The 15,070-nt window shown below is 72.2% G+C and carries 12 protein-coding genes and 1 pseudogene; 6 read left to right on the forward strand and 7 right to left on the reverse strand.

Going from position 1 to position 15,070, the window contains the following annotated elements:
• Positions 1–826: 826 nt before the first annotated feature.
• Together CP968_RS01120 and CP968_RS35505 are read right to left on the reverse strand one after the other, a co-directional pair.
• Entirely contained in the window at positions 827–2,536 is a 1,710-nt protein-coding gene (locus tag CP968_RS01120; protein WP_150516197.1) for a SulP family inorganic anion transporter, read from the reverse strand.
• Positions 2,537–2,814: 278 nt separating this feature from the next.
• A pseudogene (locus CP968_RS35505) lies at positions 2,815–3,819 on the reverse strand (pyridoxamine 5'-phosphate oxidase family protein); the annotation flags it as partial.
• Between the two features lie 378 nt (positions 3,820–4,197).
• Here CP968_RS35505 and CP968_RS01130 point away from each other — a divergent pair.
• Entirely contained in the window at positions 4,198–5,112 is a 915-nt protein-coding gene (locus tag CP968_RS01130; protein WP_150516198.1) for a 2OG-Fe(II) oxygenase family protein, read from the forward strand.
• A gap of 987 nt (positions 5,113–6,099) precedes the next feature.
• Here the strand turns inward: CP968_RS01130 and CP968_RS01135 are convergent.
• Both CP968_RS01135 and CP968_RS01140 read right to left on the reverse strand, forming a co-directional pair.
• Complete coding sequence (locus CP968_RS01135; protein ID WP_150516199.1) at positions 6,100–6,471, reverse strand: hypothetical protein; 372 nt, start codon at positions 6,469–6,471, stop codon at positions 6,100–6,102.
• 511 nt (positions 6,472–6,982) lie between these two features.
• Positions 6,983–7,957, reverse strand: coding sequence for an RICIN domain-containing protein (locus CP968_RS01140; protein ID WP_150516200.1), 975 nt, complete (start codon positions 7,955–7,957; stop codon positions 6,983–6,985).
• A 1,507-nt stretch (positions 7,958–9,464) separates the two neighbouring features.
• Between CP968_RS01140 and CP968_RS34335 the strand changes: the two genes are divergently transcribed.
• Both CP968_RS34335 and CP968_RS34340 read left to right on the forward strand, forming a co-directional pair.
• Complete coding sequence (locus tag CP968_RS34335; protein ID WP_189828996.1) at positions 9,465–9,710, forward strand: hypothetical protein; 246 nt, start codon at positions 9,465–9,467, stop codon at positions 9,708–9,710.
• Positions 9,647–10,408 carry a hypothetical protein gene (locus CP968_RS34340; RefSeq protein WP_189828997.1) on the forward strand — a complete coding sequence of 254 codons (762 nt, stop codon included), beginning with the start codon at positions 9,647–9,649 and terminating at the stop codon, positions 10,406–10,408. Before CP968_RS34335 ends, CP968_RS34340 begins: the two co-directional genes overlap by 64 nt.
• A 159-nt stretch (positions 10,409–10,567) precedes the next feature.
• Here CP968_RS34340 and map read toward each other — a convergent pair whose 3' ends face one another.
• On the reverse strand, positions 10,568–11,350 hold the full coding sequence (gene map, locus CP968_RS01155) for a type I methionyl aminopeptidase (protein ID WP_150516201.1): 783 nt from the start codon (positions 11,348–11,350) through the stop codon (positions 10,568–10,570).
• A 64-nt stretch (positions 11,351–11,414) separates the two neighbouring features.
• Here map and CP968_RS01160 point away from each other — a divergent pair, with 64 nt between their 5' ends.
• Positions 11,415–11,747 carry a helix-turn-helix domain-containing protein gene (locus tag CP968_RS01160; protein ID WP_150516202.1) on the forward strand — a complete coding sequence of 111 codons (333 nt, stop codon included), beginning with the start codon at positions 11,415–11,417 and terminating at the stop codon, positions 11,745–11,747.
• Between the two features lie 73 nt (positions 11,748–11,820).
• Entirely contained in the window at positions 11,821–12,357 is a 537-nt protein-coding gene (locus tag CP968_RS35610; RefSeq protein WP_373304109.1) for a recombinase family protein, read from the forward strand.
• Between the two features lie 307 nt (positions 12,358–12,664).
• On the opposite strand, the gene CP968_RS01175 is transcribed toward CP968_RS35610, so the two are convergent.
• Complete coding sequence (locus tag CP968_RS01175) at positions 12,665–13,528, reverse strand: SCO6745 family protein (protein WP_150516204.1); 864 nt, start codon at positions 13,526–13,528, stop codon at positions 12,665–12,667.
• 61 nt (positions 13,529–13,589) lie between these two features.
• On the reverse strand, positions 13,590–14,294 hold the full coding sequence (locus CP968_RS01180) for a GntR family transcriptional regulator (protein ID WP_150516205.1): 705 nt from the start codon (positions 14,292–14,294) through the stop codon (positions 13,590–13,592).
• A 161-nt stretch (positions 14,295–14,455) separates the two neighbouring features.
• Here CP968_RS01180 and CP968_RS01185 point away from each other — a divergent pair, with 161 nt between their 5' ends.
• Positions 14,456–14,995, forward strand: a complete 540-nt coding sequence (locus CP968_RS01185) for a YbhB/YbcL family Raf kinase inhibitor-like protein (RefSeq protein WP_150516206.1) — start codon at positions 14,456–14,458, stop codon at positions 14,993–14,995.
• The last annotated feature ends 75 nt before the right edge of the window (positions 14,996–15,070 follow it).

The raw sequence follows: 15,070 nt of genomic DNA on the forward strand, positions 1-15,070 counted from the left end.
TCGCCACCGCCCTCTGCCGGAGCGTCCGGCCCGGAAGGCAGGACGGTGGACAGCAGCAGTAGCTGGGCAGCCGGCGGCGGCGGGACACGAACGCGCCGCCGCCGCAACCTCGCAGGCGGCCGCCGACCGGCGGTGGACAGCCGGCCGTACCACACTCGGACGGGCAGCCCGGGCAGCCCGCGCCAGCGGGCGGTATCCGGGCCCGGGGCCGGGCCGGCGCGGCCACCGCACAGCAGAAGGGCGGTAGCGATCCCTGCCCGACCGCCTCAGCCTGGGCGGGCGGGAGAGGGGACGGAACCCGCTCGTGGAGCAGCTGCCTGACGCACCACGAGCTCCCGATGCCGGCGCTCCCCGTCCACCAGCCCCGGCTGAGCCTCCACGATCCCCCCGTTCGCGAGAGGGGACGGACAGACACGTCAACAGGAGATCCTCTCCGCTCTGTGGCGGCCGTTCGGACCGACCTCCGGGACACGGCGGCCAGCAGTCGGGCTCGAACAGCGCTGGCGGACGCCCTGGACGCCGAGCGGGCGACCGTCACCCCCGTCGGATCCGTCGGACCCGGACCACCCGTGCCTCGCTCGCCAGAGTCGACCGATCCGAGCCGCACCCTCGGCGCGGGCCGGCGCGCACGCCCGGCCGGGCATGCGCGCTGGTGGGAGGCGTCTCCCGCCGGGAAGACCGGGAGGAGAAGACGTCCGGCAGCCCGCGTGGCGGCTGGGCCTACCCGGGGAACGGGTGAGCGGTATCCGGTATCGAAGGGGAGGTTGGCAGTCGTGCCATCCGACGTGCTCGCGGAGGATGTGCCGGACGCTCGTTGCCGAAGCACTCAGGGATGCTCCGGATCGCCTCCGGCTACGGCGTGCTGCCAGTCCCGGTAGGCGGCAACGGCTGTGGGGAGAGTGGGGAAGATGCGCTCCGGGCCGATCGCGGCTGTCAGCCCGTAGGCATCGAGGGGCCGGCGCAGCTCCTGCTTGACGCGGGCGAGGGCCAGCACGATGTCCCGTCGGGCGAGTTCGGAGCGCAGGGCCTCGACGGCGTCGAGGGCGGTGATGTCGACCTCGACATTGGCCTCGGTGTTCAGGAGGAACCAGTGCACGGAGTCCTCCTGGGCTTGGACCGCGGCCAGCGCGCGGCGGCGGAAGTCCTCGGCGTTGGCGAAGAACAACGGCGAGTCGTAGCGGTAGATGAGGAGACCGGGAATGGTGCGCGCGGTCGGGTAGTCGTCGATGTCGTGCATGCCGGCCAGACCGGGCACCATGCCCTCCACCGCGTCGTGCGGACGGGCGACCCTCGTGAGGAGTTCGGCGACGGACAGCGCCACGGCGAGGAGGACTCCGTACAGGATGCCGAGGGCGAGGACGCCGAGGCCGCAGCCGAGGGCGAGCAGGAACTCGCGGCGGCGGAAGGCTGCCAGCCTGCGGAACTCGCCCACTTCGATCAGGCGTACGGCGGCATAGACGACGATGGCGCCCAAGGCGGCCGAAGGGGTGTGGGCCAGCAGCGGGCCCAGGAAGAGCAGGACGGCGCCCACGCAGGCGGCACCGACGAGGGAGTACGCCTGGGTGCGTGCGCCGGCGGAGTCGGCGAGCGCGGTGCGGCTGGCACTGCTGCTGACGGGATAGCCGTGCAGCACGCCGGCGCCGAGGTTGGAGGCGCCGAGCGCCAGCAGCTCGCGGTTGGCTGCCAAGGGGTGCGGATCGTCGTGGCGGGCGAACGCACGCGCGGTCAGGACCACGTCTGAAAATCCCACGATGAGCAAGCCGACGGCCGGTAGGACCAGGTCGGCATAGTCCGACGGATCGGGCAGGGTGAAGCTCGGAAGGCCGGTCGGGACGGCCCCGATGACGTCGATGCCGTGGTTCTCATCGAGGGCGAGGGCCCCCACCAGGGCGGTGGCGAGAGCCAGGACGACGAGGGGTCCGGGGAGCGGGCGCCACAGCAGCGGCAAGGCGAACAGAAGGGCGAGACATCCGACGGCGAGCGCGGTCGTCGGCCAGTGCACGTCGCCGAGACCGCGGAGGAAGGACGACAGCTGGAGGAGGAAGCCCGATCCGCTGCCGCTGGTCCCGGTCAGGCGGGGGAGCTGATCCACGATCATGATGAGGGCGACCCCGGCCAGGTAGCCGACGAGGACCGGCCGGGAGAGGAGATCCGCGAGGAAGCCCAGCCTGACCGCCCACGCGACGAGGCAGAGCAGCCCCACCACGACGGCCAGCGCCGCCGAGAGCACCGCGTACCGCGCGGGATCGCCGGCCGCCAGCGGGCCGACGGCCACCGCGGTCATGAGGGCGGTGGTCGATTCCGGGCCGACGGACAGCAGACGGGACGACCCGCTGAGGGCGTAGAGGACCATGGCGGGGAGGGCGGCCCAGAGACCGACGGCGGGCGACAGCCCGGCGACGCCGGCGTAGGCCATGACCTGCGGCACGAGATAGGCGGCGACCGTGATACCTGCCAACGCGTCACCACGCAGCCAGGCAGCCCGGTAGTCCTGGAAGGCGCGCGGCACTGCCACGGTCCAGCCGTGCTTCGGCATGACACCTCCGGAACTCCTGCGGGCGTGTGCCGCACCATCGTGTCGTGCGCAGGACCGCGTGGAGGCGAAGCACGCGAACGGGCGCCGCTACGGGCCGCACTCGCGCAGCCGGAAGCCGGTGACCAGGGCGGGTCGGATCCGGATCGCCCCCGCTGCGCCGCCCGAGGTCCAGGACTCCAGAAGATGTACGTACCGCTCGATTTCTTCAGGGTCGGTGACCCCACGGTGGCGTAGGCCGTGGCGACCGCGCTCCAGCCCGGGTGGCCACCCGTGTCGACGTCGTCCGCCTCGTAGGCGACGACCACTCCTCGGCCTTGCTTGGGCGCGAGCAGCGCCGCCAGCGTCGATCCGTCCTGGACGCGGATGATGATGTCGCCGGCATCCAGGACGTGGTTGACCGGACGCACGGCGGGCGGTGCGTGCCGCGTGAAGACGATCCGGCCCAGTTCGGCGGTGCCGAGCAGCCGCAGGGCCTCGTCGGCGGCGAGCCGGGCGGACGGACTCCCCCCGGCGGGCGCAGCACCGTCTGGTCCGGGCAACCCGGACGGCGGCACAACCGCGGCCGCACGGGCCGGCTCGGCCCCCGAACGACGGCCCTCCGGACGAGCGGCAGCGGTGGGGCGCGGGCGGCCCCGCTCGGCAGCCGGGTTGCGGCGGACGCGGCACGGGCGGCACGGCGGCCAGGGCGCGGGAGGTCCGTCCGTCGGCCCGGTCAGCGCCGGCGGACGGACGCGGCCCGACGGCCGGAGGTCGGTCGTGCCCGCACAGAGGGCCCGTGCGGGCACGACAACACCCCGCCCCAGCAGGGCCGAACAGCCGCCCGGCCGGCAGGCGGCAGGCGGCAGGCGGCACGACCAACAGCCGGCCGTCGGCGGCACGCGGGCCGCCGGGGCGCGGACAGGGCGGCCGGGCGGCGGTAGGCGGGCCGCGGCCAGAGTCGGCCGACAGGCGCGGCCGAGCGGCCACAGCACCGCCCGACCGAGGCGGGCGGCTCGGACGGAACGCGGACGGAGGTCGGCCGAACCCGAACGAACGACCACAGCACCACCCGCATGCCTGCCCCTTGGATACCAGACGACGAAGTCCTCGTCGCACCACAGCCCGTCGAGGCGGTCACGTACCCATGTCGCGGTCGTGTCGACCGGGTTGCTCGCCCGCACGGCCTGCGCAGTCAGAGAAGGGACCTGCTGACCGGAATGGGGGCGGAGGGGCAACGGGCCACCTCGACAGCTGCATCGGTCGGCGAAACCACCCGAACATGTCCGGTCGCCACGTTGCCGCACCGGGAAACTCCAAGATCCCCGATAAAGTCAAGCTCAACGCTGGAATGTCGATCGAGTGGCACCGAATCCGTCCCCCGAGAGCTGCGGTTGCACGTTCCTTGATCTCGCGCGGCCCACTACTGCGCGGCAGGTGACCGCGCCCTCAGTGCGCCGCTGCGCCAGCCGCGCGCCCTCCCGGGTGGTCAACGCCCTGCCGCAGCCTGAGGCCATGGGGGTTTCACACGGCCCGCTCTCTGGGTCGGCCGTGCACACCACGGCGTCAGGCCAACCCGCCTGCCCTTGCCCGGCCGAGTCGTCCTCACGGTGAAGCCGCGTCCTGGCTCCAGCACCCGAGCCTGCTGAAACGTCGGAAGGCCGAGCGCACAGGAGGGGACCGCGGTGATACCGCACGTACAGCTTCCGGGGCACGCGGCCGGATGGACCTCGAAAGACCGGGCTGCAGTGGCCGTCGACCTCGGCCGGAGCTTCCGGCGAACAGGGTTCGTCTTCGTGCACAACCACGGCATCCCCGACGACCTGATCGGAGACGTCTACTCGGAGACACGCCGGTTCTACCAGTTGGCGCCGGCCCAGAAGAGCCTCTACGACGCCACAGAACAGTCTCAGTTCCTCGGATACCGGGGACTCGGCAGGGAACGCAGCCGAATACACGGCGGCACAGAGGCATGCGAGCAGTACCGCATCGGTCACACCACCGAGGAAGCGACCCTGTCCTGCGCCGTGGACTTCTACCACGGGCCATTTCCCAAGTCCCTCGAACTTCTGGCTCATCTGACGCAGCTGGGGGACAGGACCCTCGCTGCCTGCGCCCTGGACCTGGGGCTGGACGAGGACGCGTTCACCCCCTACCTGATAGGCAGCCCACTGCACCGCCTGGGCCTCAACCATTACGGCGCGAGCTACCCGGCCCATGGTGGTTCCGCAGCCGGGTATGCGATGTCACCGCACATCGACCTGTCACTGCTGACGATATTGGACCAGGACGAACCGGGCCTCGAGGTCCGCGACCGCGACGGCCGGTGGCTGGAGGTGCCCATGGTCCGCGGCGCACTGTTCCTTTTCCTCGGCGACTACGTGCAGCGATGGTCGAACGGTCGCCACCGGGCCGCCCCGCACCGGGTCCGCAGAGTGGAACGCGACCGGATGTCGATCCAGTACAAGCACCGCCCCGACTACGGTGTCGTGGTCCGCCCCCTGGACGTTCTCATCGGCCCGCAGGAGCAACCCGCATACGCGCCGTTGAACACGGGCCGCGACTACGTAGCCGTGCTGAGGTCCATCCTCGGCGGCTGAAGGGCGTGAGCCAGGCGTTCCGACTCGAAGATCAAAACCCCGGTGCGGGGTGCATTCCCACCGAGCTGTTAAAGGTGGCCACGGCTCGCCGCCGCCCTCACCGCGCATGAACGGGGGCAGCCCGGCGGTGCTGTCCGCGGCCGAAGCGGACGCCGGGCCTGACCCGTGCACGCCGTGGTCGCCGGGTGCCGCGACTACAGGGTGCGGGCCTCTTCCAGGCTGCCGGCGATCGTGAACAGCCGGTCGGCCTGGGTGATCTCCAAGACCTGGGCCAAGAGGCAGGGCAGCAGGCGACGGCCGACCCCTGCCCCGGCCCGGGCCCTGCTTCCTCGCCGAGTCGGTCCCCGCACCCGCCTGGCCGAGCACCCCGGTCCGCGGCGGCCCGCGCCGAGGACGGCGGCCCCGGCACAGGGACGTCCGGCGCGGGTTCGGCGGGCTGCGGGCGACGCACAGCGCCCGAGCGCCACGCACCGCCCGGCACCACCTCCCCGCCCGCAGGGTCAAGACCGTGCCCGCGACCTCGTACCCGGACCACTGCGCCCACCAGCCGGCCGCGGCCAGCCCGGTCCCCACCAGCACGCTCACGCCGGTCCGGCGCTGCGTACCCGTCATCACCATCCGCCTCCCCCTGTCCGCACGGTTCTCCCCCGGTCAGCGCCGAGGGCGGTGCCCGCCTCGCGTGCCGCGTGCCGCTGGACTTGCTCCGAGGGCGCCACCAGCGGCCCGGCCGCAGGCGCGGCGGGCCGCGGCCGGTGGACGGCCCCGGTACAAGGTGGCGACGCCTGCCATGCCGGCCTGGACCGACAGCACGAAGTCCGCCTGCACCATGCCGAGGTGGCCCGACCGCAACGGCCGCGAACAGCGCCCCGGTCAGGAGCAGGCCCTCGACAGCGATCCGGTCCCGGTCCGACAGCGTCCACCAGGCCGCCCGTACCCGCTCCGTCCACACCCGCAAGCCCTGCCGTCCGGGTGTGGCAGCCTTCGGCGTCACCGCCTACGCCCAGCGCCCCTGGCCGGTGCGGCCTGCTGCCGGTGGGCGAGGACGTTGGCCGCCATCGGGGCCTGCTGGCCGGGGGCCGCGGCGGCGGGCGTGGTGGTGGAGCGGGAGCGGGCAGCTGCCGGGGAGACCCTCCCGCGGGAAGCGGGCACGGCCGGGGCGGAGGGCGGTGTCGTCGGGGAGCGCAGGGTCGCGTCCACGAGTCGCCCGGCCGTGGTGGAGGTGGGGCCGTCCTTCCAGGAGGTGTCGGCCTGGAGGCAGGCCAGGTGCGCGCCGAGGAGTTGAGGGCCGCCCTGGTCGCGGATCCGGTCCATGCGGGCCGCGAGCAGGGGCCACTGGCGTGCGCCGACCAGGAGACCCACCTGCGTCTCGGGCAGCGCGTCCTTGACGACGCCGATGATCGTGGCGTGTGCGGCAGAGGGGCAAGAACCCCGTGGGCCGGAAGGGTTGTGGCGGCCCGGTGGTACTGCTGCAGCATCATGACCCGGGACCTGTTCCCGGGCCCGGTCAACCGTCTGTCCCCGCACCCGCCCCACAGCAGCCCGCTGCCGGTGCCGGCCTGACCGCCGCGATAGCGCAGGGCGCCGCTCGGTCGATCACGGCACGACTCGTGGACAAGTTCCTCACCAACCCGCCCGACTGGCTCAGAGCCCTGTGGAACGCGCTGCCGCGCCCCTGGGAGTAGCCACCACAGCCGGGCAGGGTGATCCGCCCGGCTCGGCTGGCGTCGGGTCAGTCGGAGTCGAGCGTGTCCCGGACGAAGCGAGCCGGGGTGGAGCCGGGCGGCGGTGGAGGTGTGTCGTCCTGGCGCGCGGCGTTCCAGCGCTCGGTCTTCCAGCCGTGGGGGCGGGGGTTGGTGGTGCGGGTGCCGGGTCAGACGTCCTGGATGTACCAGCGCTGGTTGGCGTTGCCCTTGTCGGTCCACTGGATGACGTTCCCGCCGTCGTCGGTGGAGTAGCCGTATACGTCGAGTACCTTGCCGCTGTTCACATTGGTCAGCTTGTAGCCGTTGCCGGTGTCTTCCAGGTGCCAGTGCTGGTTGGCCTGGTCCGGGTAGTAAGTCCACTGGTCGACGTTTGCGCCGTCGTCGTTGGTTGCGCCGTGGACGGTCAGGGCCTTGCCGCTGTGCACGTTGATCAGCTTGGAGCCGTTGGGGGTGCTCTCCAGGCTCCAGTGCTGGTTGGAGCCGCTCTGGTAGGTCCACTGGTCGACGTTCGCGCCGTCGTCGTTGGTTGCGCCGTGGACGGTCAGGGCCTTGCCGCTGTGCACGTTGATCAGCTTGACCCGGCGGCTCGGGGCGCCGGTATGGGCGCGGAGCCTGAGGCGGACGCGGGTCTCGCCGCGGCCGGTTCCGTCGATCACGGCCTCGAAGGTGCTCGGGTCCTGGGCCGTCCCCAGGCCCGTGGCGGGAATCCTGAACACATAGCCGCCGATCGCGTCATCCCCATTGAGAGCGCCGTGCGAAGAGCTGTAGCCCCAGATTCGCTCTCCGGACTGTATCTGGAGGCCTGTCAGTCCCTCCGCGGTCCCGCTCCCTTGAGTCCCGAGGATGGCCTGGAAACGCTCTCGCCTGCCGCGCTCGTCGATGCCCCCGTCCTCCTCCCATGCGATAACGGCCACGGTCAAGCCGTCCGCCGGTACGGCCTGCTGCCAGAGAACGGCGTTCGCGAAGCCGTGCGTCTCCCCGGCGTCGACGCTGGTGAACACCTGGGACAGCAGGGTCGAATTGGCACCGCTGCTGGTGTGGGCGTAGAAGTCGAAGTAGACCTCGTCGGAGGACGACGCCTCGGTCGACTCCCGCTCGCAGACGAAGTTCTCCGCCCAGACCGTGATCTGCTGATCGCTCATAAGGCCGCTCCTCAAGGGGACGTACCCCCGCACACCGGAGGCTACGGCCAGTGATCGTTTCAGCACCCGCCCCGGTGGTCTAAGCCGCTTTCCAGCCGAACCCAGGATGACTCACCAGCACCCCGGCACACCGGCCACCCGCCCGCCCGCCACGGCACCGAGACCCACAGCCCACGCCCCCGCGGATTCCCGCTCTGTTGCGCCACTGCCGCCCCCTACCGGAGCCCGAACCGATGAGGCGGCGCAAACCGGAGCAGAGCCGGGACACGGGCGCGCTCCTGCGCCCGAGCCCGTGGTCTGGCTGAGGTCTCTGGGTGTCGTCCGGACCGGTGAGCCAGCTGACGACGTCGGCGTCGGTCATGACGATCGCCTGCGTCTCGTGGACGGTCCTGGCGTGCTGGATGACGTGGAAGCGGCCGGGTCCTCGCCTCCGGGGAAGTCTCCGCGGGCCTGACCTCGGCAGCCGCCCCCCAGGTCACCACCGCCCTTAGCACCCCGTCGGCGCGCGGTGCTCGCCGCGTGCGCGTTTCGCCGACGCCAACGGGCCTGAGGAATGAAGCGCGGGCGCCACCGAAGGCGCGGCCAGCCCTCAGGAGATGCTCGCCGGGGTGCTGTCCGGGAGGGGCCCGCAGGCCGCTTAGCTCTTGGAGCTCGTCCCGGCGGTTGTCGCGAGGGTGCCGAGGGTGTGCCGGCCGCGGCCGGCCCGACCGGAACCGTCGACCGCGCGAGCGATCCCGCGGTCTTGAGCCCCGGACTGCGACGGACACTCGCCCCGCACAACCGCAGCGCGCGCATCCACCACCAGCTCGACCCGGCCGATGGAGGCCCGGAGGAGGCCCGGAGGGCAGGCTGGGCGGACGCGGCCCGGGCGCCCGGGTGGGTGGCCAGGACGCGGGAGGTCCGTCCGTCGGCCCGGCCAGAGCCGGCGGACGGACACGGCCCGGCGGCCGGGGCCGGCCCAGCACCACCGAAGCGCGGCGGCACGACCGCGCGGGCACAACAACACCCTGAGCCGGCACCACCGAGACACCGCTCCCGAACAGCAGCATCAGACCGTGTAGCGGCCGGCGGGCGGCCAGAGCCGGCAAACGGGCGTACCCAGAGCGGCAACAGCATCACCCCGGCCCAGTCTGGACCGGCGGGCGGGCGAACGTCGGGGGCAGCACGGGACGATGGCGCCCAGGCGCGGGCGGCCGGGCAGCAACAGCGCGGGCGACAGCGTGCGGACGGGGGCGCAGGCAGCAGGGCGGCGGCCGGGGCGCGGCCAGAGCGGCCGCAGTACCAACCTGGCCCGGACGAGCAGCACCATCTGACCCGGACAGGCGACGGGCGGCCCGGGCCAGAGCCGGCCCACAGAAGCGGCCGTGCCACACGTGCAAGTCAGTGTCTACGCGAACGTCAGCCGGAGCGCGGCGGAAGGCGGATACGCCGACCGCGATGCGGCAGAAGTTACCTTGCCCTGTCGCGAAACGGTGGAGGGGCCGCAGGGACTGGTCGGCGTCCGGCAGTGGGTGACGTGGAACTCGCCGCCGGGCAGCTGCACGCGACCGCCGACGAGGTGGTGGCCCGCGGCCAGCTGCTCCACCTGTCCGAGAAGCAGGCAGACGACTACGGGTTCGACGGGCGCGTGCGGCGCCTCGCCCAGGGCTTGGCCCTCCTCAGCGCCGACCCGAACCACCTCGCGGGCGCGTGCGCCCAGCTCGCCGCCCCGGACCAGCCCCCCGCGTCTCCCCCGCGCCGAGCCGGACCCTGATCCGCGTCGTCGACGACAGCTTTCCCGCCGACCACGACCGCCCGGCCCGGCTCCTGGAACGGCACGCCGAGCACCGCCGTGCCGAGACCCTGGCCGTGCTGCTGGCCGCGAACCCGTACAGCCCGCACGCCGCTGTCACCGACGCGCTGAACGCGCTGCATCCCGCCGAGCTGGCCCGGATCGCCGAGATGGCCGAAGGACCCGGCTGGTTCCTGGATGAGGCGGCCGCAGTCCCGACCCCCGAACACGAAGACGACGGGGTGCTGCGGCTTCTGACCACCCGGCTCCCGCAACAGGCACGGCGCCGGCCGCGGGCACGGGTGCAGCTGCGCCGCGGTTCTCCGAACCCCAGGCCGCCGGCCCGGTCCCGGTTCCCCGCACCGCACCGGCGCCTGCCGCCACAGGCGAAGATCGCCCAGCGGATCATCCCCCCACGACTGCGGCCCGTCGTCCTGCGGGACGAACTCGTCGAACTCGGTGATCTTTTCCGCGCCTACCAGCAGCGCGACGAGCCCGACCTGGAGCTGCTCGCCGACCTCCACGAGCGCAAGGCCCGCGCCTTCACCACCTGGGCCGACGCCACCAGCGAGGGCCCCTGCGGTGGGAGGCCCGGCGGACCGAGCAGGCGGCTGCCGCCGCCCGCCTCCAGCACCGGCAGCGCATCGGCGGCATCACCGGCGGCGACGGGCCGGCCGTGAACCGGCTGCCGACCGCCCGGTAGATGCGCTAACCGACCATGATCAATCTCAGCGGCACTCTCTGTACGCAACTACTCACACCCGGCGTCGCCCGCGCGGGACTGGGCGGTGACGAGCGCGGCGTTGGCCGCGGCGAGGGCCACTCGTTACAGCGCCCTCTCATGGTCGTGCCTGCGTGGGCAGGGTGAGGACCTCGGCTCCGTCGTCGGTGATGGCGATGGTGTGCTCGCTGTGCGCGGTCCGGCAGCCTGTCGCGCTGCGCAGCGTCCAACCGTCGGCGTCGGTGACGAGTGTGGCGGTGTCGGCCATGACCCAGGGCTCCAGGGCGAGCAGCAGTCCGGGGCGCAGCTTGTATCCGCGGCCGGGCCGTCCGGTGTTCGCGACGTGTGGGTCCTGGTGCATGGTCGAGCCGATGCCGTGGCCTCCGAACTCGGTGTTGATCGGGTAGCCCGCCTCGCTGAGGACCGTGCCGATGGCGTGGGAGAGGTCGCCGATGCGCGCCCCAGGCTTGGCGGCGGCGATGCCGGCGGCGAGTGCACGTTCGGTCGTCTCGATCATCGCAACGCTCTCCGCCGGCCTGGCCTTGCCCACCAGAAAGCTGATCGCGGCGTCCGCCGCCACCCCGCCCCTGGCTACGGCGAGGTCGAGAGTCAGCAGATCCCCGTCTGCCAGCGTGTAGTTGTGAGGCCGCCCGTGGAGCACTCCGTCGTTGACGGCCGTGCAGATGTAGTGCCCGAACGGGCCGCGCCCGAAGGAAGGCGCGTAGTCGACGTAGCAGGACTGCGCTCCCGCCTCGGTGATCATCTCCTTGGCCCACTGGTCGATGTCCAGCAGGTTCGTCCCGACCGTGCTGCGCCGCTTCAGCGTGTGCAGGATGTTTCCGACCAGGGCGCCGGTGCCTCTCGCCCGCTCAAGCCGCGCGGAGTTCAGAATCTCAATCATGGGGACCCCTCATGTGCTTCCAATAACTATACCGGTCTAACTTTACCGGTATTAGAATGGGGTCATGGTCAGGTTGCCGCTCACCCCCGCCGAGGTAGGACGCGGACAGCGCCTTGGCGCCCTGCTCCGCCGAGCCCGGGGCTGCCGCTCGATGCTGGACGTGGCGCTCGCTTCGCACATCTCGCCGGAAACCCTGCGGAAGATCGAATCCGGCCGTGTGGCTACCCCCGCCTTCCCGACCATCGCAGCGATCGCCGAAACCCTCGGCCTGTCTCTTGACGCCGTCTGGGCCGAGATCAGCCAGGCGGAGCGAACCGTCGAGGATCAGTCGTTCCTGCCTGTCACACGGCATCCGTCCCTGGTTTCGCAACACCCACTCCACATCAAGTACGCATGAGCCAGTGAGCTTGTTAGTGAGCTTGTCCGTGGCCTCGTCAAGATCACCGACGCAGAGCTACCGGCGAACGGCGATGTGCGCGAGACCCGCCAGTGCGATCGCCACCGTGGCCACGGGCGCCCAGGCCCTCGAAGCAGCGCCTCGACCTCCTGGCGAGCAAGCAGCCTCCGGACGAGCGCTGACTCCTGCCGGCGATGAGAGCGGTGTGCCACCGGCTGCCGGGTTCCTCACCACCGCCGGGTGCCGGAAGATCTTCGCGGACAAGAAGTCCGGCAAGAACGCGCTCCGCCCCGAACTGAAGGCTTGCCACGCCTTCCTCGACACCGGCGACACCCTCGTCGTCCCGAGCCCGGGCCGCTACGGCCGCAGCCTCCACCGGCCGGGAGCCGTGTCGGCGCGGTCCCCCGACAGTGCGACCGCGCATCCCACCAGGGTCCCGCCGTCGCGGCGTTCACGCACGGGCAAGCCCGCGTCGCACAGCCGCCCGGGGAAGTCGGCTTCGCAGGGCGAGGGCGGCGTCCTGTCGGACGGTGCGCTGCAGCACCTCCCGGGCGGTCACCGGCGAGGCCGCGGCGGGCGGCTTTCTCGGCGTTCGGGCGCCGCCATGTGATGACAGCGTTGGTCGGCTCCCTGCGGGTCGGCACGGATGCCGAGCGAACGGGTGCCGTACGGCCTGGTACTCCGCCCATGTGCCGTCGCGCACGGATCGTTCCCCTGCGTACGGACCCGACGGGATGCGTGATCCCGCTTCGGGCGGGGCAGAGGGCATCAAGGCCGCGTGGTTGGAGGCCTCGATGCCCGTGTTCGCCGAGGTGACCGAGCCGCAGATGCGCCGCCATGTCCTGCCGGGCCTGCCCGCCCTCCGGGCGGCACGCCCCTCTCATCTGCGCGGCGTCGGACCGGCGGCCCTCCGGCCCTCAGCCCTTGCCGAAGTGCACCGCGGGAAAGGCCCCCGCTGCCCTGAGGGTTGCCGAGAAGCCGCCGGCCAGTTCGGTGAGGCGTGCGGTGGCGGCCGGGCCGAGGTGGTCGTACGGGGCGGCATCGAGGCGGTCGGTGAGCACCTCGGTCTCGGCGCGCAGGGCCGTGCCCGCCTGCGTGAGGTCACCTGCCGCGTCCAGCAGGCCGCGTTCGCGCAACTGGTCCCGGGCGGTGTCCCATTGCCGCGCGGACCACCCGCGGGTCCGCCTGAAGAGTGCCGATGTCGGCGCCCTGCCGGTGGCGTTGTGCAGGACCAGCGCCTCGATGCCGGACAGGCCGGCGATCGCCAGGGCGGCGAGGTGACCGTCACCCCGGTGTTCGCGCAGCAGTGTCGCGGCGTGCCACAGGGCCAGGTGGGGTTCTTCGGGTACGGGGAGGTCGGCGTTGGCGGCGTACAGCGGGCGTGCCTCCCGGCGGCAGGCTTCGTTGGCGTTCAGCGCCAGTTCGGCCGCCTCGGTCATTTCTGTGGACGTGAGGGCCTCCTGTCCGAGCAGCCGCCGCAGGGTCCGGTCGGCGCCGCGCAGCCGCGCCGTGAGCACCTCCTCCGGTGTGGTGAGGGTCCATGCGGCGGGGATGTACCGCTGCACGTGCTCGTGGCTGAAGTTGTAGAACGTCGCTGTGACGGTGCCCGCGTCGACGGCTCCGAGCGGTGCCGCGCGGCCCGCGAGGTAGACCATGGCTCCGCGCTGCAGCCCGAGCGCCCCGAGTTCGTCGTCCGGTTCCGGCGCGAAGTACACGGATGTGTGCAGGGGGCTGACGGCGTTGTGGCAGTGGCGGCCCGTGCTCGCTTCGAAGATGGTCATGCCGTGGCTCCGGTTTCGGTGATCAGGTGCGGTCGTGCGGCGGCCGGGCGGGCGCCGCGCGTCAGGTTTCGTTCGTGGGTTCGTGGTGGGGGCAGTCGGTCAGTCCGGTCGCGGTCTGGGTGAGGTGCCGGGTCAGGACCTCGGCTGCGGTGTCGGCGTCGCGGGCGAGGGCCGCCTCCTCCAGCCGGCGGTGTTCCAGGGCGCCGTCCCGGTGGGGGTTGCGGTGCGCCGACCAGCGGCGGGCCAGTTCGCTCGCGGTCCACATGCGGTCGAAGGTCTCCAGCAGGATGCGGTTGCCGCAGCCGTCCAACAGGGTGCGGTGGAAGAGGCGGTGGGCTTCGGCCCAGGCGCTGCTGTAGTGCTCGCCCTCCTCCGGTACGTACGCCGGGGTGCGGGTCAGACGGTGGTGGGAGGCTCGTACGCGGGCTTCCCAGTCCACATCGCCGCGTTCGATGGACATGCGCAGCATGACCGGTTCGATCTTCCGACGGGCCTCCGCGATCTCCTGCCAGCGGCGGTCGGAGTAGGCCGGGACGGCGAAACCGCGGTTGGGCAGCCGGTCGGCGAGGCCCTCGCCGACCACCCGCACGAGCGCCTCACGCACGACGGCCAGGCTCACGCCCTGCTCTTTGGCCAGGTCCTGGGGTTTGAGGGCGTCACCGGGGGCGTGGTCCCCGCGCATGATCGCCTCCCGGAGCCGTGTGTAGACCTGCTCGGAGAGCATCTGCTTGCCCGTGGAGGCCGAGGTGTGGGTCGTCTGAGTCATGTCTACACAATAGACGATCAGAAAGATAATCGATTATCGATGCTATGGTCGATCCTGTTGGTGAGCAGGGGCGACCGCGTCGCCTCCTGACGCCGCCACGGCGGGGCCTCCGTCGGCCGCACACCACCACACCCCGCAGCACATCCGAGAGGGACGACACCATGAGTTCCAACGACCCCTTCGCCCGTCTCCCCGAGGCGGCCTCTTTCACCGTGGTCAGCGCCACCGTCACCGACGGCGCTCCCTGGTCGATCGAGCAGTACTCCGGCCTCTCCGGCGTACCCGGCGGGAAGGACGTCTCCCCGCAGCTTTCCTGGAGCGGCGCCCCGGAGGGCACCAAGAGCTACGCCGTCACGGTCTACGACCCCGACGCCCCCACCGGGTCCGGGTTCTGGCACTGGGCGGTCGCCGACATCCCCGCCACCGTCACCGAGTTGCCCGAAGGTGCCGGCGACGACACCGGCTCGGGCCTGCCCGAGGGCGCGTTCCAGCTGCCCAACGACGCCCGCGCGGCCCGTTTCATCGGAGCCGCCCCGCCGGCCGGACACGGCCCGCACCGCTACTTCACCGTGGTGCACGCCCTCGACGTCGACACCATCGGCGTCCCCGCCGACGCCACGCCGGCCGCCCTCGGCTTCACGATGGCCGGCCACATCCTCGGCCGCGCAATCCTGACCGCCACCGCTGAGACCCCCGCCTGACAACAGCCATGAGGCCCGCGCCGAGCGCGACCGGGCCCTCCACCAGGTCAACGTCCGGCGCACTGAGGACCGCGG

This window comes from Streptomyces subrutilus, assembly GCF_008704535.1.
In the GTDB taxonomy this organism is placed as follows: Bacteria; Actinomycetota; Actinomycetes; order Streptomycetales; family Streptomycetaceae; genus Streptomyces; species Streptomyces subrutilus.